Consider the following 26,915-nt stretch of genomic DNA (forward strand, 5'->3'; position numbering starts at 1 on the left):
GCGGGACGGAGCAGACATGCAGGGACTGGCAGAAGAACTGCGGCGTCTGGTGGCAGAGGCCCGCGCGGCGCAGGATTGGGGTTTGCCCGCGGACTACATCCCGGAACTGGCCAAGGTGGACCCGGCGCAGGTGGGTGTCTGGGTCTGTCTGGCAGAAGGGCAGGAGATCGGGGCAGGGGACGCGGACGTGCCGTTTTCGATCCAGAGCATCTCAAAGGTGTTTTCGCTGGCCGCCGTTCTGGGGCGTCTGGGCGATGACCTGTGGCGGCGGGTCGGGCGGGAGCCATCTGGCACCGCCTTTGACAGCATCTTTCTGCTGGAGCATGAACAAGGCCGCCCGCGTAATCCGTTTATCAACGCGGGGGCCTTGGTGACGACCGACGCGCTGCTGGGCGGGCGTGAGCCGCGTCAGGCGCTGTCAGAGATCATGTATCTGGTGCGCGCGGCGGCAGAGGATGACGACATCCATATCGACAAGGCGGTGGCGGAGTCGGAAAAGGCCACGGCGAGCCGCAATATGTCTTTGCTCTACTACCTGAAATCCCACGATAATCTGAAGTGTCCGCCAGAGATGGTCATGGGCACCTACGCCCATCAATGCGCCATCGAGATGACCTGTCGCCAGTTGGCGCGGTCGGGACGGATGCTGGCGTTGTTGCCGGGGGCGCCGACGATGATTTCACCCCAAAGGGCGCGGCGGATCAACGCGCTGATGATGACCTGCGGGCAATACGACGGCTCTGGCAACTTTGCCTTTCGCGTCGGTCTGCCGGGCAAGAGCGGGGTGGGCGGAGGTATCCTGCTGGTCGCGCCGGGACGCGCCTCTATCGCGGTCTGGTCGCCGGGGCTGGACGGGTATGGCAATTCCAAGGTCGGCACTTGGCTGGCCGAGCGGATCGCCGATTACACCGGTTGGTCGGTTTTTGCGCCATAAGGGGCGGCGCGCTCTGGCTCAGCCAAGGTTGGCACCAGAACCGCCCAGTCGGCATAGTCGCCGGTTGTGGCGCGGGTGTGCAGCGCGCGCAGGTCGTCCAGCGGGGTTGGCGAATAATCGATGCGCAGGGTGCGCGGGGCCAAGTCTCGGCCCACGATCAGCAAGGCCGCCGATAGCAGGCCCCGGCTGTCGCCGCCCGCGGCAAAGGCCGCGTCCAGCGCCGCCAGAAGGCGCAGGTCCAGCGGCCCCTCGGCGGAAAGATACCCCTCCAAAGCGGCGTCCAGCACCGCCTCGGACGACAGCAGGTTGCCGGTGACAATCACCGACCCACTTTGCCGGGCGCCGGCCACGGCGATGCTGTCCGCGCCGGTGAAATGGCCGACACCGCCCTGTGGGTCCAGCGTCGCCAACTGACGCTGACCGCGCCCACTGTCGGCCCCCGTCACCTGATCCACGGCGTCTTGGGCGGTGGTTCCGGCCTTCATCAGGGCCAGTGTATCGGTCCCCCACATGGTCGATGGCAGCGAGCCCTGCGCGGCAGACATCCCCGATTCGGCATCGCCGCGCAGCACCCAGCCGCCGACGCACAGACTGCCGGTTGTGGCCGCACCGCCGTAACGGCCTGATTTTTCATCGAGGGCGAGGATCGAGATTGTCATATGCGGGGCTCCTCATCATGAGGCTTGAATTTATCATGAAAATTTGGCCTGATGCAATTTATCATGAAAAATAAAAATCAAAGACAACAGCGGAGGTAACGCAATGTCGCTCTTTTCATTCACGCGTCGCGGGGTGTTGGCCGCAGGGACGGCGCTTGCGCTGTCCCTTGGCCCTGTGCTTGGCACAGTGTCGGGCGCACAGGCGCAGACGCCACCGGGCGTCCTGATCGTTGGCCAGATCGCAGAGCCCAAGGCGCTGGATCCGGCGGCGGTGACGGCCGTCAACGATTTCCGCATCCTGATGAACGTCTATGACGGGCTGGTGCGCTACAAGGACGGCACGCTGGAGGTGGAACCGGCGCTGGCAACCGACTGGACCATCAGCGACGACGGCACCGAATACACCTTTACCCTGCGCGACGGGGTGAAATTCCACGACGGCAGCGATTTCAACGCTGAGGCGGTCAAGTTCAACTTTGACCGGATGCTGAACGAGGACCACCCCTACCACGACACCGGGCCTTTCCCGCTGGCCTTCTTCTTTTCGGCGGTCGAGTCGGTTGAGGCGGTGGACGCCACGACGGTGAAATTCATCCTGAATGGACCCTACGCGCCGTTCCTGTCGAACCTTGCCTATCCCACAGGTCTGATCGTCTCTCCGGCAGCGGTTGAGCAGCATGGTGCGGATTTCGGCCGCAACCCTTCCGGCACCGGCGCGTTCAAATTCGCCGAATGGCGCTCGAACGAGGCGGTGGTGGTTGAGGCCAACGCCGATTACTGGGACGGCGCGCCGGAATTGCAGGCGGTCGTTTTCCGCCCTATCACCGACGCCAATACCCGCACGGCAGAGATGCTGGCTGGGGGGATCGACCTGATGGTCGAAGTCCCGCCTGTGGCGTTGTCGGAGTTTCAGGGCGATGCCTATACCGTACATGAGCAGGCTGGCCCGCACGTCTGGTTCCTGATCCTGAACGCCAAGGAAGGCCCCTTTGCGGACAAGTTGGTCCGGCAGGCGGCGAACTACGCGATCAACAAAACCGCGCTGGTGGATGAGGTGCTGGAGGGCACCGCCGCCGTCGCCGCTGGCCCGACGCCCCCGGCCTTTGCATGGGCCTATAACGAGGAGCTGGAACCCTATCCCTATGACCCCGAAAAGGCCAGGGCGCTGCTGGCGGAGGCCGGTGTCGAGGGCGCGGAACTGACGTTCTACGTGACCGAAGGCGGATCGGGGATGCTGGACCCGGTGGCGATGGGCACGGCCATTCAGGCCGACCTTGAGGCCGTGGGGTTCGACGTCAAGATCGAGACTTATGAATGGAACACCTTCCTTGGCAACGTGAACCCGGGGCTGGAGGGCAAGGCGGACATGGCCGAGATGGCGTGGATGACCAACGACCCCGACACTTTGCCCTTCCTCGCTTTGCGGACAGAGGCGTGGCCGGACAAGGGTGGGTTCAACTCGGGCTACTATTCCAATCCGAAGGTGGACGAGTTGTTGGAGGCCGCCCGCGTCGCCACTGATCAGGAGGAACGTGCGCGTCTTTATAAGGAGATGCAGGTGATCGTGCAGGAGGATGCGCCTTGGGTCTTTGTCGCGAACTGGAAACAGAACGCGGTGACCAGCGACAAGGTCGAAGGGTTCTCTTTGCAGCCGTCTTTCTTTTTGTTGCTGGATGACGTGGTCAAAAACTGATCGCGGTGCGGTCTGGGCCGGGCATCGAGCCCGGCCCAGACCGGCGGGGGCTCTGCCCCCAAAGCGCACCTGTGGCGCGCACCCCCGGGATACTTCTGGACAGAAGAAGGGCGGGGGTCGGAGTTCCGGAAAATGGGGGAGCGCATGGGGCGCTATATCCTGAGACGATTGATATCGGCCGTGCCGGTGTTGCTGGGGATCACGGTGATCGTTTTTGCGATCATGGCGCTGATCCCGGGCGATCCGGCGACGGCGATTCTGGGCAGCTATGCCACGCCCGAGAATGTTGAAAAACTGAACCGCGACCTGGGTTTGGACAAGTCATTGGTCGCGCAATATTTCATCTGGCTGGGCAATATGGTGCAGGGTGATTTCGGCACCAGCTTTTCGTTGAACCGTCCGGTGATCGACGAGGTGTTGGAGCGGTTCAACGCGACGCTGATTTTGGCCGGAACCGCCTTTGTGATCTGTTCCGTGCTGGGGATCGCGGCGGGCGTGGTCTCGGCGGCCAATCAGTATGGCTGGGGAGACAAGGCGATTACCTTTGTGGTGTTGCTGGGCATTTCGATCCCGTCGTTTTTTCTTGGCATGATGATGATCCTCTATTTCGCGGTGAACCTGCGGTTGTTCCCGGTGTCAGGCATGTGGCCGATCTATGGGACGCGGGACATCTGGGCCTTGTTGGATCACCTTGTGTTGCCAGCCAGTGCGCTGGCGGTGGTGGCGACGGGTGTGATTGCGCGGCTGTCGCGGTCCGCCATGCTGGAAGTGTTGCGGCAGGATTTCATCCGCACCGCGCGCGCCAAGGGTGTGCATGAGCGCGGCGTGATCTGGCGGCATGCGTTGCGGGCGGCGATGGTGTCGATCATTCCGGTGCTGGGTATACAGGCGGGTTTTGTCCTGTCGGGGGCGGTTTATATCGAGATCGTTTTCCAGTGGCCCGGCGTCGGGCGGATGCTGGTCGATGCGATCCTCAAGCGCGATATCCTGCTGGTGCAGGGGGGCGTGGTTTTTGTGGCCGCTTGCTACGTGATTTTCAACATCCTCGTGGACGTGGCGCAAAGCCTGCTGGACCCGAGGATCAAGACATGAGGGGGTTTCTCAAGCTGTTGGCCCGCAACAGGTTGGCGCTGGCGGGCGGGATCGTTTTGGTTTTGGTTGTGCTGCTGGCGTTGATCACGCCGCTGCTGCCTTTGGCGGAGCCGAATGTTACCAATACGTCTGAGCGGTTTCACAGACCCTTTTCCGAAGGTGCGCTGCTGGGCACCGATCACCTAGGTCGCGATTTGCTGTCACGGCTGTTGTGGGGCACGCGGTTGTCGCTTGCTGTCGGATTTGCTGCCGCAGTGGTCGCGGCCACTCTGGGGGCGGCCATTGGAATCATCGCCGGGTTCTATGGCGGGCGGACCGATAACCTGATCATGCGCGGCGTCGATATGTTGATGGCCTTTCCCTATATCCTGCTGGCGCTGGCGATTGTGGCCGCCCTTGGCCCCGGTCTGTTCAATGCGCTGATTGCGGTGGCGGCGGTCAATGTGCCGTTCTTTGCGCGCAACATTCGCGGCATCACCGTGGGCATCGCCCACAAGGAGTTTGTCGATGCGGCGCGGCTGGCCGGGTTGTCGAATACCAAGATTATCCTGACGGAAATTCTGCCCAACGTGGTGCCGGTGATTGTGATCGCCATGTCGACCACCATTGGCTGGATGATCCTCGAAACCGCTGGTCTGTCGTTCCTTGGGCTGGGATCGCAGCCACCGCAGGCGGATTTGGGGTCTATGCTGGGAGAGGCGCGCTCTGCCCTGATCACCAATCCGCATACATCCGTTGTGCCGGGGGTGATGATCCTGATCATCGTCATGGCGATCAACTTGCTGGGCGACGGGGTGCGTGATGCTTTGGACCCGCGGTTGAAAAGCGGTGCGCTGTCGCGGCCTATGGCCTCGACCATGGTCAGGCGGAAGGGGCCGGTGCCGGAGCCAGAGGGCAAGGGCCTGCTGGAGGTGCAGGCTTTGCAGACTCAGTTTCATGTTCGCGACCGGATTTACCGCGCGGTGGGCGGCGTGTCGTTGCATGTCAAACCGGGAGAGTGTCTGGGCATCATCGGCGAAAGCGGGTCGGGCAAATCGGTCACGGCGCTGTCGGTTATGGGACTGGTGGCCTCGCCGCCCGGTGTGATCACGGGTGGGGCGGTGCGATACGACGGCAGCGATCTGATCGGCGCGCCCTATCGCAAGTTGCGCGACATGCGCGGGCGCAACGTCGCCTATATCTTTCAGGACCCGCAGGCCACGCTGCACCCGCTCTACCGTATCGGCGACCAGTTGATAGAGGCGATCCGCGCGCATCATGGCATCGGGCGGGGCGAAGGGCAGGCGCGTGCCGTCGAATTGCTGAAGGCGGTGCGCATTCCCAACGCCGAACAACGGTTGACCGACTTCCCGCATGAGATGTCGGGCGGGATGCGCCAGCGTGTTGGCATCGCTATGGCGATGGCCAATGATCCCGACATCATCATCGCGGATGAGCCGACGACCGCGCTGGACGTGACCGTGCAGGCGCAGATCCTGTCGCTTCTGGATGATCTGCGCCGCTCGCGCGGGCTGGCTATCGTCTTTATCACCCATGACTTTGGCGTGGTGGGGCAGCTCTGTGACCGGGTTGCCGTCATGTACGCGGGCCGTATTGTCGAAGAGGGACCGACCCAATCGGTGCTGGAGGCGCCAACCCATCCTTATACCGCGCGGCTCATGGCCTGCGTGCCGGAACTGGGCGGCGGCAAGCGGCGGCTTGAGGCGATCCCGGGCCTGCCGCCGGTGGTCGACAAACTGCCCGAGGGCTGTGCTTTTGCCGACCGTTGTGACCGGGTGCAGGCCAACTGTCGCGCGGGCGAGATCATGCTGGAACGGCAGGGCAACCGCGCCGTGCGCTGCCTGCATCCCGTGACCCCTCTGACGGAGGCCGCCGAATGAGTGCCGCGCTGACACTGACCGACCTGTCCAAGAGCTTTCCCCTGGGGCGGGGGCTTTTCGGCGCGCCCAAGGCGTCGGTCAAGGCGGTGCATCCGATCACTTTGACCGTGGCGCAGGGCGAGACGTTGGGCATCGTGGGAGAGTCGGGCTGCGGCAAGTCCACATTGGCGCGGATGCTGGTGGGGCTGCTGGAGCCGACCACCGGCACGATCGAAATCGGCGGCGCGGCGCTGGATAACGCCGATCCGGCGTTGTTCGGCAAACGCATCCAGTATGTCTTTCAGGACCCGATCTCATCGCTGAACCCGCGCAAGACGATCCGTCAGATCATCGAGGCGCCGCTGATCCATCTGCATGGCATGGACAAGGCGCAGCGGGCGCGGCGCATCGCCGAGATTTTCGCAAGCGTAAACCTGCGCGAAGAGTTCCTTGACCGTTATCCGCATGAGTTTTCAGGTGGGCAGGCGCAACGGATCGGGATTGCCCGCGCACTGGCGGCGCAGGCGAGCATTCTGATCCTTGATGAACCCGTGTCGGCGCTGGATGTTTCGGTGCAGGCGCAGGTGCTGAACCTGCTGGCGGATCTGAAACGCGATTTCGGCCTGACCTATCTGTTCATCAGCCATGACCTTGCGGTGGTCGAGGCGGTCAGTGACCGGATCGCGGTGCTGTACTTTGGGTCGGTTGTGGAACTGGGCGCGGCGGAGGAAATCTTTCGCGCGCCGCGCCACCCTTATACCAAACTGTTGGCCGACAGCGCGCCGGTGGTCGGTCGCCCGCTGACAGCACCCGAGGGCAGAGAGACCGAACTGCCCGATCCGCTGAACCCGCCGCCCGGCTGCGCCTTTGCGGCACGGTGCCCGCGCGCGTCAGAGCGTTGTCGCGCCGAGGTGCCGGTTCTGGACGGGCAGGGGAGCGTGCAGGTGGCCTGCTTTCATCCGCTGGAGGTCGGGGACGGATGACAGGGCAAAAATGCCGGGATTTGCCCGCCTATTCCTGCACCAATGAGTTCTGCCAGTTGCGCAAGAAGTTCTTGCGCCGCAACTGGTCCAGAAACACCAGCAGACCGGGACCAAAGCGGATCGGCCGCAGGGCGGTGTTTTCCCGCAAGACCGTGGAATCGATCGCTGCAAGCCCCGAACTCGCCACCAGATCGGGGCGAGTCCCCAGCGTGGTGAGAAAATCGATCATCTTTTGCGCGTCCAGCACGTTTTCGGCGGTCACCGGGATCAGCGCCGTGCGCATCATGACGTTGGCATAGTCTTCCAGAACGACGATCTGGATACCGTCCCCCAGCGCCTGCTGCGCCGCTGCGTAAGTTCCCAGCACGTTGTAGGCCAGCGCCAATTCGCCGCTGGACACATCGCGGATCATGTCGCCGGAACAGCAGTAAAGCTTGGCCTCCAGCCTGCCCATGACCTCCATCAACCGCCAGAAAGCCTGACTGTTGCGGCTGTCCTGTGTCGCCATGAGATACCCAAACCCGGAACTGCGGATGTCATAGGTGCCAACCCGCCCTTGAAAACGGTCGGGGTCGGCGCGCAAAAGGTCGATCAGGTCGTCTCTGGTGCGCGGCGCAGAACCACTGGGGAAATACCTGTCTGAAAGAACCAGCACCGCCGGTTCCTGCGTGAAGGCAAAGACTTGTTTGCGCCAGTTGGCCCAGTCTGGCAGCGCGCCGGTGTTGGCGGCGCTATAGGTCAGGGCAAAGCCGTCATTGGCCAGCTTGGTTTGCAGGTCCATTGCCGAGGATATCGCGAGGTCGAACACCGCGCCCTCGTCATGAAGGGCCGTCATCAGCTCTGTGGTGCTGGCGATGGTGTAATCCACCGCGATGCCGGGGTATTCGGCTTGGAATGCCAGAATGATCGGCTCAAACGCCTCACGGTCCGTGGTGGACAGGATGCGCAGCAGCGGGCCGGGTGTGCTGGACGGGTAAATCACCCTGTCTTCGATCTCGAACGCGAGCGCCGGCAGCGCCAGAGCCGACCAGATCAGCGCGGCAAGTAAAGTGACACGCATGCGCCCTGTCCCTTCGTGTTTTCGGTGATCGACAACCTGCCGCCGTGGGCGCGCGCGACGTCATGGGCAATGGTCAGCCCAAGACCCGAGCCGACGATGTCACCCACGTTGGACCCGCGCTGGTAGCGTTCTGTAAGGCGCGATATGTCCACGCCGCCAAATCCGCGCCCCTCATCAGTGACGGAAAGGCAAATTTCGTCGCCTTCGGTCACACGGACCTGCACGTCGCTTTCGGCGGGGGAGTATTTGATCGCGTTATCAAGAATGTTCAGCAAGGCGGCCTGAAGCAGGATACCGTCCCCGTGGAAGGTGACGGGGTGATCCGGCAGGCTGCGCAGGATTGTGTTGTCCTTCAGTTCCGCGGTTGGCGCGAGGCGGTTACACGCCTCAACGGTCAACTGGACAAGATCCAGCGCGTCCTTGGCCAGACTGTCGGCGCGGAATGTCACCATGGCATGATCCAGCATCTGCCCCGCCGACCGCGAGCTTTCGTCGATGGCGCGGATCATTTCGCGGATGGCGGCCTTATGCTCGGGCTTGGTCAGCTTGTGGTGGGTCACTTCGGCCTGCGTGCGCACAGTGGCCAGCGGCGTGCGGACCCGGTGCGCCGCTTCGGCGATGAAATCCTCGGTCCGCAACAATGAGGCGCGCAATCGCGACATGAAACTGTTGAGCGCATCGACAAGCGGCACAAGTTCCCTTGGCGTGTCAGTTGTCACCGGGCGCAGGTCCTTTGGCCCGCGCCGTGTCACAGAGGCGGTCATCCGGTCGATAGGGGCCAGCGCGGATTGCGCGGCCCAGAGGCTCAGCAGTGTCGCCAGAACAAAGAACCCGGCCCCGACACCGGTGGCAATTGCGGTGATCCGGCGTGAGGTGGCCTCTAGTGCCTCTCGTGTCTGGGCCACGGCCACGTCCGCCCGGATCAGGCTGCCCAAATTGCCGACCGTGCGGCTGACAACGGCCACGCGCACCTTGTCGCCGCGAAAGACCAGCGACTCGAACTTCGGCTCTCCGTTGGAGGGGATATTCTGCGGCAGTGGCAGGTCGTCATAGCCGGTCAGTGTCTGGCCATCCACGACCACGCGGTAAAACACGCGGTCCTGCCCGACAGAGCCCAGCATCGACAGCGCCGAATAGGGCAGGTCCAGCGTGACACCGTCGGCCACGTTGCGCAGGCTGTCCGCCATCGCTGTGGCCGAGGCCGCCAGAATGCCGTCCTGAGTGCCTTCGGCGGCGCGCTCCGCGACGCTGCGCAGCACCAGAAAAAAGGTCAGGGACATAAGGGCCGCCACACCCGCAAGTTGAAAGAACAGTCGGCGGCGGATCGATCCGCGGGCGTTCACGCGGCGACCATGCGATAGCCCAGACCGCGCACGGTTTCGATGATCGTGCCCGAGCCTTCTAGACGCTTACGCAACCGTCCGACATAGACCTCTATGGCGTTTTCGCTGGCCTCATCCGTCAGGGAAAACAGCCGGTCCAGCAGATAGGTCTTGGAAAACACCTGCCCGGGGGCATTGAAGAACACCTCCAGCAGGCGCAATTCACGGTTGCGCAGGGGGATGGCCTTTCCCGAAAACTGCAATTCAGCAGCACTGGAATCAAGAACCGTTCCGGCAAAGCTCTTGCGGTTGTCGGCAGGGCCGCCCTGACGCCGTAAAACGGCGCGACAGCGGGCTTCGAGCTCGGCGAAATCAAAGGGTTTGGTGATGTAGTCATCGGCCCCGAGGTCCAGCAGTCCGACCCTGTCGGACACCGCCGACCGCGCCGTGATGACGATGACAGGCGTCTTGTTCGCCGCCTCGCGGTGGTGCTGTAGAAAGTCCCGCCCGTCGCCGTCAGGCAGCATGATGTCCAGCAAGATCAGATCGTAGTCCGCCACGGCGATACAGGCGCTGGCGGCATCCAGCGTTTCGGCGTGATCCACCGCATGTCCATCCAGTTGCAACCGTTCCGCAACGGCGCGGGCCAGCTTGGGGCTGTCTTCGATCAGCAGGAACCGCATCTGCAACCTTTTTCAGAACGTGACAGGTTGTTGTCAGGTTCAGGATTTCCTTTAAGCATGTTGGACACGGCACGTCGTGTCAAACGGGAGGAGAAAATATGAACAATCACGTACTCAAGGCGCTGGTAACCAGCGCCGTGTTGGGCTTTGGCGCGTCCGCTGCATATGCGGCGGAATGCATTGCCCCTGCAAACCCCGGCGGTGGCTGGGATTTCACTTGCCGCCAGATCGGCAAGATCATGTATGACATCGGCGCGGTCGACAAACCCGTGCAGGTCACCAACATGGCGGGTGCCGGTGGCGGTCTTGCCTTTACCCATGTGGTCAGCGAACGCGGCGATGACGCCGACCTGATCGTTGCAGCCTCGTCGGCGACGTCGACCCGGCTGGCACAGAACGCCTATGCTGGCATGACGGCTGATCAGGTCCGCTTTGTCGGGGCCATCGGTGCCGATCCGGGTGTGATCGTTGTGGCCAAAGACAGCCCCTATCAGTCGCTGAACGATCTGGTCGACGCCATCAAGGCCGAACCGGGCAAGATAGCCTTTGCCGGTGGTTCTGCCGTGGGCGGGTTTGACCACCTCAAGCCGCTGATGATCCTGCAACGTGCCGGTGTGACCGACGTGCGGGCGATCAAATACATCGGCGTCGACGGTGGTGCGGATGCGATCACCCAGACCGTGGGTGGCTTTACCCAAGCGATGACCGGCGACATGTCCGAAATCGTCGGCTTTCTGAAGTCGGGTGACGTTCGGGCGATTGCGGTTCTGACCGATGAGCGCGTTCCGGGCTTTGAGGACATCCCCACTGCCAAAGAGCAGGGGATCGACGTGGTCGCCGTGAACTGGCGTGGCCTCTATGTCCCCAAGGACATCAGCGACGACGATTTCAACATGTGGGCCGAGCGTCTGCAAAAGGTGGCTGACAGCGCCGAGTGGAAAGAAGCGATGGCTGCCAACGGTCTTGCCCCCTTCACCAAGGTTGGCGTTGATTTCCAAACCTATGTCGACGGTGTCGTGGCTGAAATCCGCACCCTGTCGAAAGAGATCGGGGTGATCCAGTAATGGTTTCTGACCGCATCTTCGGAGCGGTCGTGACCCTGGTGGCGCTGGCATATATTGCCAGCGCCACACAGATTCAGACCAGCTTTCTGGCCGATCCGGTCGGCCCGCGCACCTTCCCCTTCATCGTCGGCGGCGTGGCTGCATTTTGCGGTCTCATCGTTGTCTTGCGTCCGGACGAAGACCCGGAATGGCCCGTTTTGGGAACGCTGGGTGCGCTGCTTGTCGCCGTGGTGGTTCTGGTGGCCTATGCCTACGCGTTGAAGCCGCTGGGTTTCCTGCTGCCGACAGCGATCACGGCGGCGATCCTGAGCTATCAGATCAGCCCGCGCCCCCGCGCTGCCGCGCTGGCCGGTGTCGGCCTGTCGGTCGGGTTGTTCATCATTTTCAAATTCGCGCTGGGCCTTGGTCTGGTTGCGCTGCCGGCCGTCCTGCACGGCTGAGGATGTCGACATGGAATTGTTTTCGAACCTCGCGATTGGCTTTGGCATCGCGCTGAGCCCGTTTACCCTGATGCTGGCCGTCTTTGGATGTTTTATCGGCACGATCATCGGCGCACTGCCGGGCCTTGGGCCTTCGAACGGCGTGGCGATCCTGATCCCGTTGACTTTTTCGATGGGGCTGGACGCGACCAGTGCGCTGGTGCTGATGACAGCCGTCTATTACGGCGCGATGTACGGCGGGCGGATCAGTTCCATCCTGCTGAACATTCCGGGCGACGAACCCGCCTTGATGACCACACTGGACGGATATCCCATGGCCAAGGCGGGTCGGGCGGGTGATGCTCTGGTAATCTCGGGCGTGGCCTCGTTTACCGGCGCGTTCCTGTCGACCGTCGGCCTGATGCTGCTGGCACCGCTGCTGGCGCGGATCGCCTTCCAGTTTGGTCCGGCGGAATATTTCGCGCTTTACCTGCTGGCCTTTGCCACGCTGGGTGGCATCGCCTCGAACAACCAGGCCAAGGCCGCGATTGCGTCCTGTATCGGTCTGGGAATCGCGATGGTCGGGGTCGACAACAACTCTGGTCTGCCGCGGCTGACCTTTGGCAACATGCACCTGTTCGACGGAATCGATTTCCTTGTCGCCATCGTGGGCCTGTTCGCCATCGCCGAAGTGTTCTTTTTCATCGAGAGCCACGGCAAGAACACCTCGATCGGGGTCAAGCTGGACAAGGTCACCGTGCCGTGGCGCGACATCTGGGACACCAAGTGGACGCAACTGCGCAGTTCCCTGATCGGGTTTGTTGCCGGTGTGCTTCCGGGGGCAGGGGCCTCGCTGGGGTCGTTTATGGCCTATATGTCGGAAAAATCCATTGCCGGTGAAAAGGGCAAGTTCGGCACCGGAGTCGCGCGGGGCGTGGCCGCCCCCGAGGCGGGCAACAACGCCGCCGCTGGCGGCGCGCTGGTGCCGATGCTGACGCTGGGCGTGCCCGGATCGGGCACCACTGCCGTGTTGCTGGCGCTGCTGATGACGCTGAACATCACCCCCGGCCCGACGCTGTTCACCGAACGGCCCGAGGTGGTCTGGGGCCTGATCGCCTCACTGCTGATCGCCAACTTTGTGCTGCTTCTGATGAACGTCCCGATGGTCAAGATCTTCGTCAAGATCCTCAGCGTGCCGCCCTGGGTGCTGCTGCCGGGTGTCACGATGATCTCTTTCGTGGGCATCTATTCGCTGTCGGGGTCGTACTTTGACCTGCTGCTGATGGTGGGCTTTGGCGCGCTGGGCTGGGTGCTGCGCAAGCTGGACGTGCCGACGGTGCCGATCATTCTTGGCATCCTGCTGGGTGGCCATATGGAGGACAGCCTGCGCCGCGCCATGGTGCTGTCGGATGGCGACTGGACCTATCTGTTCAGTTCTGGCATCGCGACCTCGCTCTGGGTTGTCGCCGTGGCCGGGTTTGTCGCGCCGATGTTCCTGCGCGGCATCATGAAGAAACCGCAAAGGATCACCGACTGATGGTCAAGGTGCTTATTCCCTCCGGTGCTTTGGGTCTGGGGTACGACCGGGCCGCGCTGGCCCGTGGTATCGCCGAAAAGCCCGACATCATTGCCATCGACGGCGGGTCGACCGACAGCGGACCCCACTATCTGGGCACGGGCACATCCAAATATTCGCGCGGCTCGACCAAGGCCGAGTGGCGCGAATTGATGGCCGCTCGGGCCGAGGCGGGCGTGCCGCTGATCATCGGCACGGCGGGGACCTGCGGCGCGGATGATGCGGTCGACTGGCTGGTCGAGATCACCCGTGAGATCGCCGCCGAGACCGGCGCGTCGCTGAAGCTGGCGGTGCTGAAAAGCGGTCAGTCGCCCGAAGCCATGGCTCAGGCGTTCGAGGCGGGGCGCATCACGCCGCTGGCCGCCGCCCCCGAGGTGACGGCAGAGACGTTCCGCGAGTGCTCTAACATCGTGGCGCTGGCCGGGGCCGAGCAGGTTCAGGCCGCGCTGAACACCGGCGCAGATATCGTCATCGCGGGCCGGACCACGGACACGGCGATCATCTCTGCCCTGCCGCTGGCGCGCGGGTGTCACGCGGGCGGCGCGTGGCACGGGGCCAAGATTGGCGAATGCGGCGCGCTGGCCACCACCAGTCCCAATTCCGGCACCATTCTGATCGCGTTTGACGAAACCGGGTTCACCATGACGCCGATGGGCGCAGAGGCGCGCGCCACGCCGCACACTGTCTCTGCCCATATGCTGTATGAGAACTCTGATCCCTATATCCTCTATGAACCCGGCGGGCATCTGGATGTTCGCGGGGCCAGCTATACCGCGCTGGACGACCGTCAGGTGCGGGTCGAGGGCAGCGAATGGGTGCCCTCTGACACCTACACTGTCAAGTTGGAGGGCGCGCTGCTGGGCGGCTATCAGACAGTCTCTCTGGCGCTGGTGTGCGACCCGCGTTACGTGGCGCATATCCGTGAGTGGTGTGACGATATCCACGCCAAATGCAGCGCCAAGGCCCGCGACCGCGTCGGCGGAGAGTTCACAATGGAACTCCGCCTGATCGGCGTCGATGCCACTCTGGGCCCGCTGGACACCGCCCCTGTTGTCGGCAGTGAGGTCGGGGTGCTGGGCATCGTGACCGCCCCGACAGAGGCGCAAAGCCGCGAGGTGGCCAAGATGCTGAACCCCTACCTGCTGCACCATCCGTTGACCGAACAAGAAGAAATGCCGACCTTCGCCTTTCCCTTTTCACCGGCCGAAATGTCGCGCGGGGCGATCTACGAATTCTGCCTGAACCACGTGCTGGAACTGGACGATCCGATGGCGGCCTTCACCCTGACCACCGAGGAGTTGGGCGCATGAGCAAGCTTGCCGATCTGGTCCCCAAAGTCCGGTCCAAGAACGCCGGACCGTTCTGGCTGACGGTCGATGTGTTTTGCGGTGCGCCCGACGTTTTCGCGCGCGTGTCCAGCGGGCTGGACACGGCGCGCGTGGCCGACGCGTTCCGGATTGATCCGACATCTCTCAAACGGTTCGACATGCCGGACCTGAATGTCGTCAAGTTCAGCCTGCCGCGCCCTGCAATTCAGGGGACGATTTTCGACCGGGATATGCACGGCGCATCCTTTGCGCAGATCATTGGCGAGATCGATATCTGACCATTGGGGCGGCTACCTCCGAAATGCTAGCCCAGTAGTCGACAGGCTGGTTGAGGCGACACGTCAGGGCCGAAGCATGTGTTCCATCACTTGGCCGCTCGGCTGTCGTTGGCGACGCTGTTTGATTTCCGATTTCTCGATCGCAAGGTCGGCATCCCATTTGTGGGCTTCCTGCGCCTTGCGCGTTGTCTTCTGCTTGAGATGCGCCTCAATACGCTGACGGGCCGAGCCAACACTGAGGCAGGGTCGCACAGCGTGACCGTTCAACGCCTCTGCATCGGATTGGAGGGCGCTGAACGTCTGAACGACCTTGGCCTGTTCGCTTCGGGTCAGCGGTTGCAGCGCCATCGGTCCCAGCAACAGCGATTCCGACGCGCAGCCGTTTGCAAACACCACTTCGTGACGGGCACAGGCGAAATGCACCCAAGTGATGGCCCGCTTGCCGTTCATGAACCGGATACCTTGCAAATCGACCAGCGCCTTGGCCGGGGCCAGATACTCGATTTCGAATGCGGCTTTGATCTGACCTTGGCCGCCTACCAGCATCCGGTGCTGCGGTGAGACGATCAGATCGTGGGTCGGCCGGTCCGGGCCTAAAGCACCCGCGCTGATCAGCACAGGTTTCGATTGGATGTCTGCGTGCTCCAGCGGTTGATCGCTGGAATGGGTCCAAAGGATTTCCTGCGGGCCGTGATCCAGCGTCATCACCAGATCGCCCGCGCACAAGGTTTCAACGGCGCGCGGACCATCGCGCGTTTCGATCATTGTCCCCTTGGCAAAACATGCGAATTGAAAACTCTCGGGATCCTGGTCCGAAGTCCAGAACCCCGGTGAATTGGAAGGGCCTCCACCATGGTCGTAATACCATGACTCCAGATCAAACGAGGGGGTCCAGACGATCTGAACAAGCTCGCCCGACACGGTATTGGTGCCCTCGAACACAATAGCCCCTTGTCCGGGGCCAAGATAGTCCGAGCGAATGACCACGGCATCTTCAATATTTCCACCGCCATGGCCCGTCCACGTGAGGTCATAGGATTCGCCGGTTTCAAATTTGCCGGGATCAAGATCTCCGTCGTTTGAGGTCACGGTGAGGTTCGCGGTAGAGTTCGGCGGGTAATCGAAGTAGCTCCAGTCCGGGTCCCAATTCACGTTGTCGCCGCTGGCGGCGGCGAACTCATGGTCCGGTGGCGTGAAGGTTGTAGGCATGGCCGTAACTCCTGCGATGCCAAACGGTTTGTCGCAAAGTACTTTTGATTTCGTAAAGGCCTTAATTTTCGCGTCCGGGTTCAGTCGCGCAGGTTTCCCGACTGCTTTCCTCTATCAGATTGTGCGTTCCGATTTGGTCGTTACCGATCAAATTCCTGCGGTGCTTTTGCCTGCGACGCAAAACAGCCAACCCTGATGAGCAGGGCGAAGTTGACTCAATTTACGTCAAAACCTGTCCAGAAAATTTAGGCGTGGCTCACCCAATACAGTATAGGAAAGGCAATCGCGCTGACCTGCTTATTCACGATCATCCCGAGGGTTTCGGGTAAGTTGAATTGGCCCCATCTCTATGAAATTCGCATTTGAGGGAGGTGCTTTGTGGACACAGAATTTGCGCCCGAACAACGTATATTTCCGGGTCACGCTTGACCCCGCTACGCGAAGTATCTCACACATGTTATTGATATAAATAACTTCGCCGGTGCCCCCTGCTAAAGTCCGTCCAACAGCCCGATCCCTTCTTGGCAGAATGTCTGTCCGTTGACCTTGAGGTCGATCCGAAAACGGCGCGGGTATTCGATCTTGCGGCGGTGCGCTATGACGATAGGCCCGCAATTCGGTGCCATCGGGGAGATATGGCGGCGGCGCTGGATCGGTTAGAGGCTGACCTCGGCGAGACCCGGCACCTCATCGGGCACAATATCCTGCGCCATGACTTGCCGCATCTGGCGGCCATGCGGCCGAGACTTGGACCGCTTGCCAAGGCGCCGATCGACACGCTCTGGCTTAATCCCTTGGCCTTTCCGCGCAACCCGTATCACCGCCTCGTCAAGCATCACCACGACGGGCGCCTTCTGTCGGGGCACGTCAACGATCCGGAGGCAGACGCGCGGCTGGTCTTTGAGGTGCTGGAAAACCAATTCGACGCCTTCCGCACATTGAACGTAAAAGCGCCCAGCACAATTGCCGCCTACCACTACCTGACGTCTCTGGGCGAACAGGACCGGGGTTTCGAGGCTGTCTTTGGACATGTCCGTGCTGCCTGCGTGCCCTCTGCTGAACAGGCGCGACAGGCGCTGTGGCAATTGCTTGACGAAGAGGCCTGCGCCACGGCTTTGCAGGACCTGCTGGAGCAGATCGGCGCGCCGCAGACGGGATGGCCGTTGGCCTATGCTTTGGCGTGGATTTCGGTTGCGGGAGGCGACTCCGTCATGCCGCCATGGGTTCGGATGCAGTTTCCGGATGCGGCACGCATGGTCAAACGCCTGCGCGACACGGCCTGCGACGCGCCAAACTGCGTCTGGTGCCGCGAAAAAGGCGATCCGGTCAAGGCGCTCTCTCGCTGGTTCGGCTTCGATGGCTTCCGGCCGGTGCCCACCGATGCAGACGGTCGCCCCTTGCAGGAGCGCATCGTCGATGAGGGCATGCGTGGCAACAGTCTGCTGGGTATCCTGCCCACCGGGACCGGCAAATCTGTCTGCTACCAGATCCCGGCTCTGGCGAAGTTCGACCGGACCGGCGCTTTGACGGTCGTGATCTCGCCGCTGGTTGCGCTCATGGCTGACCAAGTGGCCGGGATGGAGCGGGCAGGCATTTCCTCGGCGGTCACGGTGAACGGAATGCTGTCGCTACCAGAGCGGCAGGATGCCTTGGACAAGGTCCGAATGGGCGAGGCCGCGATGCTGCTGATCTCGCCCGAGCAGTTGCGCAGCGTCTCGGTGCGCTCTGTTCTCAAACAGCGTGAGATTGGCCTATGGGTGCTGGACGAGGCGCATTGCGTATCGAAATGGGGGCACGATTTCCGGCCGGATTATCGCTACATCTCTCGGTTCATACGCGAAACGGCAGGGGACGAGGATCCGGTCCCGGTGATCTGCCTGACCGCCACCGCCAAGCCAGAGGTGGTGCGCGATATTCGGGATCATTTTCACCAGCGGCTTGGAACCCAACTGTTGCTGCTCGACGGCGGGGCCTCGCGCACCAACTTGAGCTTTGAAGTGCGCTCGACCGGCAAGCGGACAAAGCTGGCCGACATCCTCGATGTCATCGAACAGCGCCTCCCGTCCGCAGGCGCCTCTGGTGCCGTGGTCTATTGCGCAACGCGCAACGCGACTGAGGAAGTCGCACAGTTCCTGCAACAACAGGGATTGTCGGCAGAGCGCTATCACGCGGGCCTCACGCCGGACGAGAAAAAGACCATTCAGGAGCGGTTTCGCATCGGCCAGTTGCGGGTGATTGCGGCCACCAACGCCTTTGGCATGGGTATCGACAAACCTGACATCCGGCTGGTGGTGCACGGTGACATTCCCGGCTCGCTTGAAAACTACCTTCAGGAGGCAGGCCGTGCCGGGCGGGACCGCGCCGGCGCTAATTGCGTGTTGCTTTATGCGCCCGACGACGTGGAGCGGCAATTCCAGCTATCCGCGCGGTCGCGGCTCGACCGTCGCGAAATCGGGGCCATCCTCAAAGCGGTGCGGCGGATGGATGTCCGGACCCGCCACACGGGTACTGTCGTCGCCACCTCGGGAGAGATCGTGCGACAGGAACATGACCGCGAATTCCAACGCGAGAGCGCCACCGACGACACGCGGGTCAAGACCGCGATCTCTTGGCTGGAAGAAGCCAAGCTGCTGTCGCGTGAGGAAAACCGCGTGCAGGTCTTTCCTTCGTCGCTTCGGGTGCGCAGCATCGACGAGGCGGGGGCACTGGTGGAAAAGGCGCAGATCACCGGGATGCGCCGCACGCAGTTGATGGACATTGTGCGCCACTTGATGAACGCCCCGCCTGACGAGGGGATTTCCACCGATGAGCTGACCGGTGTCAGCGGCCTGACGGGCGGGCAACTGACCAAGGCGATGGCGGATCTCGAAACCCTCGGAATCGCGCGGAACGACACGGCGGTGACAGTTTTTGTGCACTCCGGGGTAGTGGACGATTCCCGCAAGCGGCTCGGGCAGACGACGCGGCTTGAGACCGACCTGATTGCGGTCATGCGAGAAGAAGCGCCTGACAAAGAGGACGCGGTCAGCACGCCTTTCAACTTGCAACTGGCCAGCCAGAAGCTGCGCGACCAAGGTCATAGCCACGTCCGCCCCGACGTCGTCGAGAAATTGTTGCGTGGCATGGCGCGTGACGGCCGCGACCTCGACGGCGGCAAGGGCAATGTCCGCCTGCGCAAGGCATCCCGCGACACGTTGTTTGTGGCCTTGCAGCGATCATGGTCGGTTCTGGAACAATCGGCTGCACTGCGCCGGCAGGCCGGCGAGGCGCTGGTCGAGCATCTGCTGGGACGGCTCGAAAAAGGTCAGCGGGGCAAAGACCAGCAGGTCGAGACCACTCTGGGCGACATGCTGGCGACCCTGACCGGCGACGCTTTCCTGCGAGGGCAAGTCAAGGAGATGACGCGGCTGATGGACCGCGCGCTTTTATGGCTGCATGAGCAGGGAGTGGTGACGCTTGGCAAGGGGCTGACCGTGTTCCGGCCCGCGATGACCGTGCAACTGGCGCCCGGCAAGACGCAGTTCCTCAAGGCGGACTTCGCGCCTTTGCAAGAGCACTACGACGAGCAGACAGTGCAGACCCATGTGATGGCGGCCTACGCGGAAACAGGGCTGTCCTCGATGCAGGACGCGGTCCGTCTGACGGAGGACTATTTCACCCTCGATCAAGAAGGCTTTATGGGCCGCTGGATGAGGGGCAAGACGACCGAGGTGAAGCGACAGACAACCGGAAGGTCGTGGCAAAATGTCGTCGAAGCCCTCGGCAACCCGGTTCAGCAAAAGATCGTCGCCGACGACCGGGATGCCACCAACGTTCTTGTTCTTGCCGGGCCGGGGTCGGGCAAGACCCGCGTGTTGGTGCACCGCATCGCCTACCTGATCCGCGTCCGGCGCGAGGACCCGCGCAGCATCCTTGTTCTCAGCTACAACCGTCACGCGGCGGTAGAGATCCGGGCGCGCCTGCGGCATCTGGTGGGGGACGAGGCCTTTGGCGTGACGGTTTCGACCTGTCATGCGATGGCCATGCGGCTCGTGGGTGCCAGCTTTGCAGGGTCGCAGGCAGAAAGCCGCGATTTCGACGGCATCGTGATGGAGGCCGTGCGGCTGTTGAACGGAGACGGCCTGAGCAAGGCCGAGGCCGAGGCGCAGCGCGAGACGTTGATTCAGGGCTATCGGTGGATCCTCGTCGACGAATACCAGGACATCGGTGCCGAGGAATATGCCCTGATCGCGGCCGTTGCCGGGCGGTCCATCGACGACGAGGACATGAAGCTAAGCCTCTTTGCGGTGGGCGACGACGACCAGAATATCTACGCCTTCGCCGGGGCATCGATTAAATTCATCGGTCAGTTCGAACAGGATTACCGGGCGAAACCCGAATTCCTCGTCGAGAATTACCGCTCGACCCGCCACATCATCGAGGCGTCGAACACAGTGATTGCCGGCGCAAGGGGCAGGATGAAACTGGGCCACGACATCACCATCGACCGGAAACGGCGCAAGGACGCGCCGGGCGGTGTGATGGAGGCCTGCGACCCTGTCGGGCACGGACGGGTGCAGCTTCTTCAATGCCCGCCCGGGGATCGGATGCAGGCCGTCGCAGCGGTGAGTGAATTGCAGCGTCTGGCGGCGCTGGAATCCGGCTGGAGCTGGTCGCGCACCGCCATCGTCGCCCGCAACTGGCGGCAACTTGCCCCGGTGCGCGCCTATGCCGAGGCGCAGGGCATCCCGGTCGAGATGGCCAACGAAAGCTTGCCAAGCCTCTGGCGCCTGCGCGAGATGCGGCACTTCATCGACCGCATTGGCCGCGATCGAATACGCGTTCTGGGCGTGACGGACTTGTTGGACGTCGTGAATGACATGCCCCGCAATCGGTGGACCGACCTGATCGCCGAAGGTATCGCCGCTCTGGCCCAAGAGATCGGCACCGCGCAGGTCTCTGTGCCGGATCTCACGGAATGGTTTGGCGAATGGGCGCGCGACGCACGGGGAGAGCAGCGGGGGCTGTTGTTGATGACTGCGCATCGCGCCAAGGGGCTCGAGTTCGACGACGTGGTGATCCTGAACGGCGGTTGGGACAGGCCGTCACGAAACGAAGATCTCGATGCGCCCTGTCGCCTGCTCTACGTCGCGATGACGCGGGCAAGGCGCAGTCTTGCGGTGATGACCCAGGGCGCCCACGCCTTTGTCCCTCCGGCAGGTGACAACATTCTACGCCGAAATGCCGCGCTGCCCGACGCGAAAGACTGGCCGCCGGATCGGACGTATCTGATGCCGGACATGAGCCAGGTGTTCATCGATTGGCCCGGCCGTCTGAGGAAAGACGATCCTCGGCTTGCAGGGATCGCTCAGGCGCAGGTTGGTGACAGGCTCGATCTGGTGAAGGACGGCGCGCGTTGGTCGATACGCGACACCAAGGGGCGCGCCTTGATCGTCATGAAAGGTGGCTGGACTGTCCCGGATGGCCAGCGCGTCGTCTCCGCCGAGGTTGGCGCAATCGTCGCGCGTCACGCTCATGAAAGCGGTGAAGACCACCGCACAAAGCTGCGCAGGGAAAGCTGGGAAGTTGTCCTGCCGGAGATAATTCTGGAAGCTTGCTGAGGCAGGGCCCTTCAGCGCTGCTTTCCATGATGCCAAGGATCGGGTCGCGAAGTGCCAGCGGGGAAAGAGAGATGCGCGGCTGAGTATCTTCTATGGATACTGACGACATGCGTTCGTTGGCAACGGCCTCCACGTCGCTGAGCGTTTCCCCAATCGGAAAGGTCACCGTCTGCGGTCCGCTTCTGGCATTGCTGTGCGGACAACGCGGGTATTCGGAGTTTTCTTCCCCAGTGTCTGAACCGCCCCGGGTTGACCGGAGAGTTTCTGGTTCAGTGATTAGGCTGCTTTTTCGGCAGCATTCAAGTTTGCATAGAATGCCTCCTCTGCTTCGTTGGGGGTGATGTAACCGATGGCGCTGTGCAGACGCGTGTTGTTATACCAGTCGACCCATTTCAGGGTTTCCCATTCGACTTGGCCAACTGACTTCCGGGGGCCGAGGAACTTGATGCCCTCGGTCTTGAACAGGCCGATGATGCTTTCGGCCGGGGCATTGTCATAGGAAACTCTGACGCTGCCGACCGAGGTATCGATGCCAGCCTCTGCGAGCCGCTCTGTATATCGGATCGACAGACATTGGCTGCGGCGGTCGCTGTGATGGATCAGTTTGTCAGCCTCGGTCGGCGTGCGCTGACCCAGAGCTGGTTCGGCATGTCCGCCACGAAGGCGCGGTTCACCTTGTCGTCCGGGCATGGCCTTCGACTTGGGCTTGGTGTTCCAGCTGGCCGGTAGCGCCTGCAAGACCTTTTTCACCTCGCTCGCATCCTGCTTGGTGATTGTGGCAAGCAACCGGTCAGGGTCGAAGTATTCCACAAGGATGTTGAGGTAAGCCCGGTTCTGGCCGATGGTCTTGCCAGCCGATTGGCGCGAAAGCTCTGGGATGAAATCATCCACCGCCGCGCCTAAGGGCGGTGACGCGGGCAGAGCGGGCGCAGGAGCGGCAGGCGCGATGGCCGGAGCATCTGATAGGAATAATGCTCAAGGCGCTCAGCGGCTTCCAGAACGGCCCTGAGCAAGTCCCGGCGACCCTTGCGGAGTTCGCGTTGCATCATGGGCTGGCTGGCTTGCCAGTCCTGCGTCGTCAGGCCCGATTTTCTCAGGAACGGTTTGATGGGCAGGTACTGGTCACTCTCCATCTCCATGTCGAGATAGCTTTCGTGGTCCAGCATCTCGTAGCGAACGTCTTCCAAGGCGTTCTTCGACAGGCCGCGCCGGTCCAGCCAGTCCAGGTACTGGTCCAGTTGCGCCTTGAAGTAGGTTTGCGCCTTGTCGCGTATCTCGCTTTGTCTCAGTCCCGCCAATGCATTGTTCTCGCGCAGTATTCGTCCGCAGGATGCAAGATGGCGGGCCAAATCACCAATCTTATCCGGGCAACGTGTCCGCAGGGATATGCGAACTGTGGTCCGCTTGCCCTCTTTGGACGGAGGGATAGGCTAGCGGATGTAATAAACACTGTGACGAGAGGGGCTTAGATAGGATGACAGCACCATAGGGCGTGTGTCCCACTTTGTGTCACACGCGACCGTTCAGCCGCTAACCCTATGATTTGGAATGAAATGGAGGCGAGTACCGGAATCGAACCGGTGTACACGGATTTGCAATCCGGCCTCTTTCCCAAGAAAATCAAGCGAGTGCTGTTTCAAAACATGCCCTGACAAACCGTGAACTTTCCGAGAAAGTTTCAAACGCCGATCTGACCGGTGCAAACGAAAACCCCGGCGCGCTGGCGGGCGCAACCGAGGTTCAAGACGTTGTGCAAGGCGTCTGTATCGCGGGCGAGTATATCGCACTGTTCCCTATTTTGGCAATGCACTGGGGGGCGCTGGTATGAGCATCTATTCCACCTCAGAGGCATTCAACTCAGCTAAACCCGCGCGCTCGGCCATGTCGAAATGGGCCAAACCGGCCCACAAGCGGGTGGCGCGCGCCATCGGCTACGTCCTGACGCTGGGCCTGACTGGCGACCGGGCGGCGGACCTTACGCTGATCTTCTCTGCGCTGCTGTCCGAGGACGAAAAGGCAGGCATTGCTTACGCGGCGCTTCGCAGCATGGAAGACCACGACACGGCTTACCAAGTGGGCAGCATCGCCTTGTTCGGCACGTTCAAGGGGGAGGCGGTGGCATGACCTACGTTTCCCGCATCGAAGCCCCCGCCGACGAATTGGAACGCCTGCTGTTCTACATGCCGATCTTGGCAGAGCGCGCGACGAATACATGGGCGCAGGGCTTTGCCACGTCGATCGTCAAGCAATCCCGGCGCCGCAACTGGTGCCCGTCCCAGAAACAACTGCCCATGATGCGCCGTCTCGTTGCCGAGATGTTCGCGTATGGCAATGAAGATGAGGAATGCCCAGTCATCGAGTGATGGCCTGCCGTGCCGCTGTCGGATGGCTCCGGCATTGGCAGGCATCATTTGGCCCCCTGGCAATGAGCATACCCGCAGCGCGGGGCACATCATGCCAAGGGGGGCACTCCATCCGCGTTTCTGACTTCTGCGCGATAGCAGAGGTAATGACGCTCCGGGGAGATCACCCGGCCCGGTGATAAGCGGTTCCGACTGGCATTACCACAAGCGCGCCAACAAACCCACCGGCACAGGCCAGCCGTGGCCGACGACCGGGGACCGCACCAAGGCAGGGCTGCCAAGGGCGGGTCGGGTGAGAAGCCCGAGGCAGGCGACTGGCTCCACGATACGGGGCAGCGCGCGGATACGGAGCGAGGAAGCGTCGGACCTGTCCCAAGACTCAAGGATCTTCCTTGGGAGTGGTTAGGGGCAGGAGCGGGTGGCGGTAGTGCGTCCAAATGCGAGGTATGTCAATGATACTGATATATCGTGATGTGGTCCCAATGCCCCGGTTTGGACTAAAGGAATGTGTCGCGGAGCTGGCTGTTCCTCTCACTCTGCCGAGCCTCTGAGAGAAAAAACGGGACGGGTCATGGCGAAGGAATCGAATTAGGCTTCGGCGGCTATGCGTTTCCTTTCCAAGTTGATCGCTTCCATGGGCCGGACAGTTGGGAAGCCGCTGTAGGAGACCCGTGATCAAACGGGCTTTGTGTGCGGCGCCTGCACCAAAGACATTGCGGCGGGTGTTCTGAGCAGCGGACGCGGGAACGCCAAGACACCGCATTCGGCGGGTATCCCGTTGGGGCATTCGATGGGCGAGATTGCCCTGACGCCCAAGCGCGAAATCGTCTTCGCGGCGCGAAACTGGGATCAAGCTAAGGTCGCCTTCGGCTTCCCGGTAGGCTTCATCAAGAGATTGCCCGAAGATGAGCAGGAGCAATTTTCGCTCCGGCGCGGCTCCAAGCTGAAGGTTGAGAAGGCAGAGAACGGCGGCGGCCTGGCCCGTGTCATTGCGGCGGCCGGAAAGAGCATCCTGGGCGGCGCTTCTAAGCTGACATTTTTGGAATTTCGCGCGTCGTGGAGCGCAAGAAGGACGACATTCTCGAAAAATTCGATCCTGTTCGGCCTGGGCAAGCGTGACGGGCATGCGCTGATTATCTCCATCACTGCGCCTGACGATGCGAATACCTTTTCGAAGTGGTTAGATGAACCGTACACCTGCACCTACGTCCAAGAGCATAGATCGGAACCGATCTTGCCGCAGGATGACCTTGATGGCCTGCTGGTGGCAAACCCCGGCACCAAGGAAGGGATCGGCTCAACGCCTGATTGGCTAGTGGCAGAGGCACGGCGAGCGGTTGCAAGCGGCGGCTCTGCCCTGTCCAGCTTCCGAAATATTAGCCGGAATGAACGTGTCGCTTCTGATGACCGTTCCGTTCTGGTCACTATTCGATGAATAGCTTGCGGCCGAGGTCGCGCCCGACGATATGCCGGAACGCCCGGGGACGGTGATCCTAAGCTCTGACCCGTGCGACTATCGCAGCGTGCGCACATTCCCGATCACACGGTCGCCTGACCCAGCGACATCCGGTCAGCGGTTCTGGAGAATCCGATCACCTGAGGTGAGACCGCTGAACTCGGATTTCTGATCCCATTCGGGAATGGGTACTTCAAGTGTCGATTACCTGTTTCGGATCGGCTGCGGCGTCGTTGGTCTTGCGCAGTGATGCCCCATTAAGGACGGGTCGATGGGTGTTGTGGAGCAGACGGTCACCCACCGAATCAGTTCATTCTGCTGGCGCCGGACGGGACTTAAGCAGGGTCCGCTCAACCTGCCCCTATCGCACCTCGATTCTTCCCAGCGGGCCCACATAGTGGTAAAAGTGACCCCACGAGTAACCCGCTATCTCATGGTGAGATCAGTATGCCTTGTCTCGCGAACACGCGTCACGAAGCCTTCGCCCAAGCCCGGCTCGCCGGGTTGACCATTGACGCGGCCTGTGTCGAGGCCGGCTATAAGCCGAACCGATCCAACGCCGCCCGGATGAACGCAAATGAATACATCCGGCAGCGTGTTCGTGAGCTGCAGGACGCTGCCGCCGAACAGGCTAAAATGACGTCTGCACAGGTGCTTGACGAAATCGCGCAGATCGCCTTTAGCGACATCCGCGAATCCTTCGATCAGCAGGGCAACCTCTTGCCCATCGATGTCCTGCCGGAAAGGACCGCCAGAGCCATCCGGTCGATCAAGGTCACCTCGAAAGCAATCCCCGGCTCTGAAACGGGCGAAACTATCGTCACAACCGAGATCAAGTTCTGGGACAAGAATAGCGCATTGGAGAAGCTGGCAAAGCACTTCAACCTTTACGAGAGTGATGCCAAGGATCCCAAGAAGACGCTACTGGAGGCGATCATGGGACAGGCCCGAACCCTGTACGTGGCAAAAGACTGAGGCGGAGGGGTTGAGGTACATCCGGACTTTATTTCTGTGGAGTTTCGCAATCCTGGACGGAATGGCGATCCCTTACCCTATGTGTCACATCCCGGACGGTAGTATGGTTGTTTCTTGAATAATTCCGGCTTGAGAGTGTGCCAGTCCTTCATGGCCTGCAAGGGCGTTTTACTGCCCAAGGCTGATTGCGGAAGACCTGCCCCCTGCTGGTCCCTCATTCATAACGAGAGTCTGCAGGTTGGATTTGGGTATTCGGCTTCGTCGTCTGGCGCAAGCGCGCCGGGCGCGGAGCCCTCAAATTGCTCAAGCGTCGGGCGCGCTTGCAGCGGTGTTTTGTTCCCGAGCGATGAGTGTGGCCTGAC

General features: G+C 61.9%; 21 protein-coding genes, 1 tRNA gene and 3 pseudogenes. 15 read left to right on the top strand and 10 right to left on the bottom strand.

Annotated elements, in window-relative coordinates; translation table 11 throughout:
- The first annotated feature begins 16 nt into the window (after positions 1 to 16).
- On the top strand, positions 17 to 934 hold the full coding sequence (locus VOI21_RS23345) for a glutaminase (RefSeq protein ID WP_323772379.1): 918 nt from the start codon (positions 17 to 19) through the stop codon (positions 932 to 934).
- Here the strand turns inward: VOI21_RS23345 and VOI21_RS23350 are convergent.
- Positions 904 to 1,593 (bottom strand): DUF1028 domain-containing protein, encoded by a 690-nt coding sequence (locus VOI21_RS23350; RefSeq protein WP_323772380.1) that lies wholly within the window; start codon positions 1,591 to 1,593, stop codon positions 904 to 906. The genes VOI21_RS23345 and VOI21_RS23350 overlap by 31 nt on opposite strands.
- Positions 1,594 to 1,696: 103 nt before the next feature.
- On the opposite strand from VOI21_RS23350, the gene VOI21_RS23355 reads away from it, so the two are divergent.
- The 4 genes from VOI21_RS23355 to VOI21_RS23370 all read left to right on the top strand — a co-directional run bounded on the left by VOI21_RS23355 (position 1,697) and on the right by VOI21_RS23370 (position 7,220).
- Positions 1,697 to 3,286, top strand: coding sequence for an ABC transporter substrate-binding protein (locus VOI21_RS23355; RefSeq protein WP_323772381.1), 1,590 nt, complete (start codon positions 1,697 to 1,699; stop codon positions 3,284 to 3,286).
- A 144-nt stretch (positions 3,287 to 3,430) separates the two neighbouring features.
- Positions 3,431 to 4,378, top strand: coding sequence for an ABC transporter permease (locus tag VOI21_RS23360; protein ID WP_323772382.1), 948 nt, complete (start codon positions 3,431 to 3,433; stop codon positions 4,376 to 4,378).
- Positions 4,375 to 6,258, top strand: a complete 1,884-nt coding sequence (locus VOI21_RS23365; protein ID WP_323772383.1) for a dipeptide/oligopeptide/nickel ABC transporter permease/ATP-binding protein — start codon at positions 4,375 to 4,377, stop codon at positions 6,256 to 6,258. The genes VOI21_RS23360 and VOI21_RS23365 overlap by 4 nt, the downstream gene beginning before the upstream one ends.
- The gene (locus tag VOI21_RS23370; RefSeq protein ID WP_323772384.1) at positions 6,255 to 7,220 is read left to right on the top strand and encodes an oligopeptide/dipeptide ABC transporter ATP-binding protein; all 966 of its coding nucleotides are present in this window, start codon (positions 6,255 to 6,257) and stop codon (positions 7,218 to 7,220) included. The genes VOI21_RS23365 and VOI21_RS23370 overlap by 4 nt, the downstream gene beginning before the upstream one ends.
- Positions 7,221 to 7,248: 28 nt before the next feature.
- On the opposite strand, the gene VOI21_RS23375 is transcribed toward VOI21_RS23370, so the two are convergent.
- From VOI21_RS23375 to VOI21_RS23385, 3 genes are read right to left on the bottom strand one after another with little or no spacing between them, the layout of a single operon-like run.
- Positions 7,249 to 8,280, bottom strand: coding sequence for an extracellular solute-binding protein (locus VOI21_RS23375; RefSeq protein ID WP_323772385.1), 1,032 nt, complete (start codon positions 8,278 to 8,280; stop codon positions 7,249 to 7,251).
- The gene (locus tag VOI21_RS23380) at positions 8,253 to 9,560 is read right to left on the bottom strand and encodes a sensor histidine kinase (RefSeq protein ID WP_323772386.1); all 1,308 of its coding nucleotides are present in this window, start codon (positions 9,558 to 9,560) and stop codon (positions 8,253 to 8,255) included. The genes VOI21_RS23375 and VOI21_RS23380 overlap by 28 nt, the downstream gene beginning before the upstream one ends.
- 59 nt (positions 9,561 to 9,619) lie before the next feature.
- A complete protein-coding gene (locus VOI21_RS23385) occupies positions 9,620 to 10,285 on the bottom strand; it encodes a response regulator transcription factor (protein ID WP_323772387.1) in 666 nt (221 codons plus the stop codon).
- A gap of 98 nt (positions 10,286 to 10,383) precedes the next feature.
- Between VOI21_RS23385 and VOI21_RS23390 the strand changes: the two genes are divergently transcribed.
- Genes VOI21_RS23390 through VOI21_RS23410 form a run of 5 tightly spaced genes read left to right on the top strand, consistent with a single transcriptional unit; the run spans position 10,384 to position 14,950 of the window.
- Entirely contained in the window at positions 10,384 to 11,349 is a 966-nt protein-coding gene (locus VOI21_RS23390) for a Bug family tripartite tricarboxylate transporter substrate binding protein (RefSeq protein ID WP_323772388.1), read from the top strand.
- A complete protein-coding gene (locus tag VOI21_RS23395; protein WP_323772389.1) occupies positions 11,349 to 11,789 on the top strand; it encodes a tripartite tricarboxylate transporter TctB family protein in 441 nt (146 codons plus the stop codon). Before VOI21_RS23390 ends, VOI21_RS23395 begins: the two co-directional genes overlap by 1 nt.
- 10 nt (positions 11,790 to 11,799) lie before the next feature.
- Entirely contained in the window at positions 11,800 to 13,305 is a 1,506-nt protein-coding gene (locus VOI21_RS23400; protein WP_323772390.1) for a tripartite tricarboxylate transporter permease, read from the top strand.
- Positions 13,305 to 14,654 carry an acyclic terpene utilization AtuA family protein gene (locus tag VOI21_RS23405; RefSeq protein ID WP_323772391.1) on the top strand — a complete coding sequence of 450 codons (1,350 nt, stop codon included), beginning with the start codon at positions 13,305 to 13,307 and terminating at the stop codon, positions 14,652 to 14,654. Before VOI21_RS23400 ends, VOI21_RS23405 begins: the two co-directional genes overlap by 1 nt.
- Complete coding sequence (locus tag VOI21_RS23410; RefSeq protein WP_323772392.1) at positions 14,651 to 14,950, top strand: DUF4387 family protein; 300 nt, start codon at positions 14,651 to 14,653, stop codon at positions 14,948 to 14,950. Before VOI21_RS23405 ends, VOI21_RS23410 begins: the two co-directional genes overlap by 4 nt.
- A gap of 63 nt (positions 14,951 to 15,013) precedes the next feature.
- Here the strand turns inward: VOI21_RS23410 and VOI21_RS23415 are convergent, their stop codons facing one another.
- Positions 15,014 to 16,159 (bottom strand): Hint domain-containing protein, encoded by a 1,146-nt coding sequence (locus tag VOI21_RS23415; protein WP_323772393.1) that lies wholly within the window; start codon positions 16,157 to 16,159, stop codon positions 15,014 to 15,016.
- 635 nt (positions 16,160 to 16,794) lie between these two features.
- On the opposite strand from VOI21_RS23415, the gene VOI21_RS23420 reads away from it, so the two are divergent.
- Positions 16,795 to 21,759, top strand: coding sequence for a RecQ family ATP-dependent DNA helicase (locus VOI21_RS23420; RefSeq protein ID WP_323772401.1), 4,965 nt, complete (start codon positions 16,795 to 16,797; stop codon positions 21,757 to 21,759).
- Positions 21,760 to 22,035: 276 nt separating this feature from the next.
- Here VOI21_RS23420 and VOI21_RS23425 read toward each other — a convergent pair.
- The 3 genes and pseudogenes from VOI21_RS23425 to VOI21_RS23435 all read right to left on the bottom strand — a co-directional run.
- Positions 22,036 to 22,472 (bottom strand): annotated as a pseudogene (locus tag VOI21_RS23425) (integrase core domain-containing protein); the annotation flags it as partial.
- Positions 22,473 to 22,658: 186 nt separating this feature from the next.
- Positions 22,659 to 23,057: a hypothetical protein gene (locus VOI21_RS23430; RefSeq protein WP_323772394.1), complete on the bottom strand. Its 399-nt coding sequence runs from the start codon at positions 23,055 to 23,057 to the stop codon at positions 22,659 to 22,661.
- Positions 23,058 to 23,313: 256 nt separating this feature from the next.
- Positions 23,314 to 23,385: transfer RNA gene (locus VOI21_RS23435), tRNA-Cys, on the bottom strand.
- A gap of 198 nt (positions 23,386 to 23,583) precedes the next feature.
- On the opposite strand from VOI21_RS23435, the gene VOI21_RS23440 reads away from it, so the two are divergent.
- The 4 genes from VOI21_RS23440 to VOI21_RS23455 all read left to right on the top strand — a co-directional run bounded on the left by VOI21_RS23440 (position 23,584) and on the right by VOI21_RS23455 (position 26,553).
- Positions 23,584 to 23,883, top strand: a complete 300-nt coding sequence (locus tag VOI21_RS23440; protein WP_323772395.1) for a hypothetical protein — start codon at positions 23,584 to 23,586, stop codon at positions 23,881 to 23,883.
- Complete coding sequence (locus tag VOI21_RS23445; protein WP_323772396.1) at positions 23,880 to 24,122, top strand: hypothetical protein; 243 nt, start codon at positions 23,880 to 23,882, stop codon at positions 24,120 to 24,122. Before VOI21_RS23440 ends, VOI21_RS23445 begins: the two co-directional genes overlap by 4 nt.
- 790 nt (positions 24,123 to 24,912) lie before the next feature.
- Positions 24,913 to 25,557 carry a hypothetical protein gene (locus VOI21_RS23450; protein WP_323772397.1) on the top strand — a complete coding sequence of 215 codons (645 nt, stop codon included), beginning with the start codon at positions 24,913 to 24,915 and terminating at the stop codon, positions 25,555 to 25,557.
- Between the two features lie 468 nt (positions 25,558 to 26,025).
- A complete protein-coding gene (locus VOI21_RS23455; protein ID WP_323772398.1) occupies positions 26,026 to 26,553 on the top strand; it encodes a terminase small subunit in 528 nt (175 codons plus the stop codon).
- Positions 26,554 to 26,630: 77 nt separating this feature from the next.
- Here VOI21_RS23455 and VOI21_RS23460 read toward each other — a convergent pair.
- A pseudogene (locus tag VOI21_RS23460) lies at positions 26,631 to 26,747 on the bottom strand (IS481 family transposase); the annotation flags it as partial.
- 24 nt (positions 26,748 to 26,771) lie between these two features.
- A pseudogene (locus VOI21_RS23465) lies at positions 26,772 to 26,915 on the bottom strand (IS3 family transposase); the annotation flags it as partial.

It is taken from the genome of Antarctobacter sp. (assembly GCF_034670325.1).
In the GTDB taxonomy this organism is placed as follows: domain Bacteria; phylum Pseudomonadota; class Alphaproteobacteria; order Rhodobacterales; family Rhodobacteraceae; genus Antarctobacter.

Coding starts and splice junctions, on each gene's coding strand:
- VOI21_RS23445 (WP_323772396.1), top strand. CDS start 23,880: ATGACCTACGTTTCCCGCATCGAAGCCCCCGCCGACGAATTGGAACGC.
- VOI21_RS23395 (WP_323772389.1), top strand. CDS start 11,349: ATGGTTTCTGACCGCATCTTCGGAGCGGTCGTGACCCTGGTGGCGCTG.
- VOI21_RS23390 (WP_323772388.1), top strand. CDS start 10,384: ATGAACAATCACGTACTCAAGGCGCTGGTAACCAGCGCCGTGTTGGGC.
- VOI21_RS23440 (WP_323772395.1), top strand. CDS start 23,584: ATGAGCATCTATTCCACCTCAGAGGCATTCAACTCAGCTAAACCCGCG.
- VOI21_RS23385 (WP_323772387.1), bottom strand. CDS start 10,285: ATGCGGTTCCTGCTGATCGAAGACAGCCCCAAGCTGGCCCGCGCCGTT.
- VOI21_RS23415 (WP_323772393.1), bottom strand. CDS start 16,159: ATGCCTACAACCTTCACGCCACCGGACCATGAGTTCGCCGCCGCCAGC.
- VOI21_RS23345 (WP_323772379.1), top strand. CDS start 17: ATGCAGGGACTGGCAGAAGAACTGCGGCGTCTGGTGGCAGAGGCCCGC.
- VOI21_RS23450 (WP_323772397.1), top strand. CDS start 24,913: ATGGGCGAGATTGCCCTGACGCCCAAGCGCGAAATCGTCTTCGCGGCG.
- VOI21_RS23360 (WP_323772382.1), top strand. CDS start 3,431: ATGGGGCGCTATATCCTGAGACGATTGATATCGGCCGTGCCGGTGTTG.
- VOI21_RS23355 (WP_323772381.1), top strand. CDS start 1,697: ATGTCGCTCTTTTCATTCACGCGTCGCGGGGTGTTGGCCGCAGGGACG.
- VOI21_RS23400 (WP_323772390.1), top strand. CDS start 11,800: ATGGAATTGTTTTCGAACCTCGCGATTGGCTTTGGCATCGCGCTGAGC.
- VOI21_RS23420 (WP_323772401.1), top strand. CDS start 16,795: ATGGCGGCGGCGCTGGATCGGTTAGAGGCTGACCTCGGCGAGACCCGG.
- VOI21_RS23370 (WP_323772384.1), top strand. CDS start 6,255: ATGAGTGCCGCGCTGACACTGACCGACCTGTCCAAGAGCTTTCCCCTG.
- VOI21_RS23380 (WP_323772386.1), bottom strand. CDS start 9,560: ATGTCCCTGACCTTTTTTCTGGTGCTGCGCAGCGTCGCGGAGCGCGCC.
- VOI21_RS23365 (WP_323772383.1), top strand. CDS start 4,375: ATGAGGGGGTTTCTCAAGCTGTTGGCCCGCAACAGGTTGGCGCTGGCG.
- VOI21_RS23405 (WP_323772391.1), top strand. CDS start 13,305: ATGGTCAAGGTGCTTATTCCCTCCGGTGCTTTGGGTCTGGGGTACGAC.
- VOI21_RS23350 (WP_323772380.1), bottom strand. CDS start 1,593: ATGACAATCTCGATCCTCGCCCTCGATGAAAAATCAGGCCGTTACGGC.
- VOI21_RS23410 (WP_323772392.1), top strand. CDS start 14,651: ATGAGCAAGCTTGCCGATCTGGTCCCCAAAGTCCGGTCCAAGAACGCC.
- VOI21_RS23455 (WP_323772398.1), top strand. CDS start 26,026: ATGCCTTGTCTCGCGAACACGCGTCACGAAGCCTTCGCCCAAGCCCGG.
- VOI21_RS23375 (WP_323772385.1), bottom strand. CDS start 8,280: ATGCGTGTCACTTTACTTGCCGCGCTGATCTGGTCGGCTCTGGCGCTG.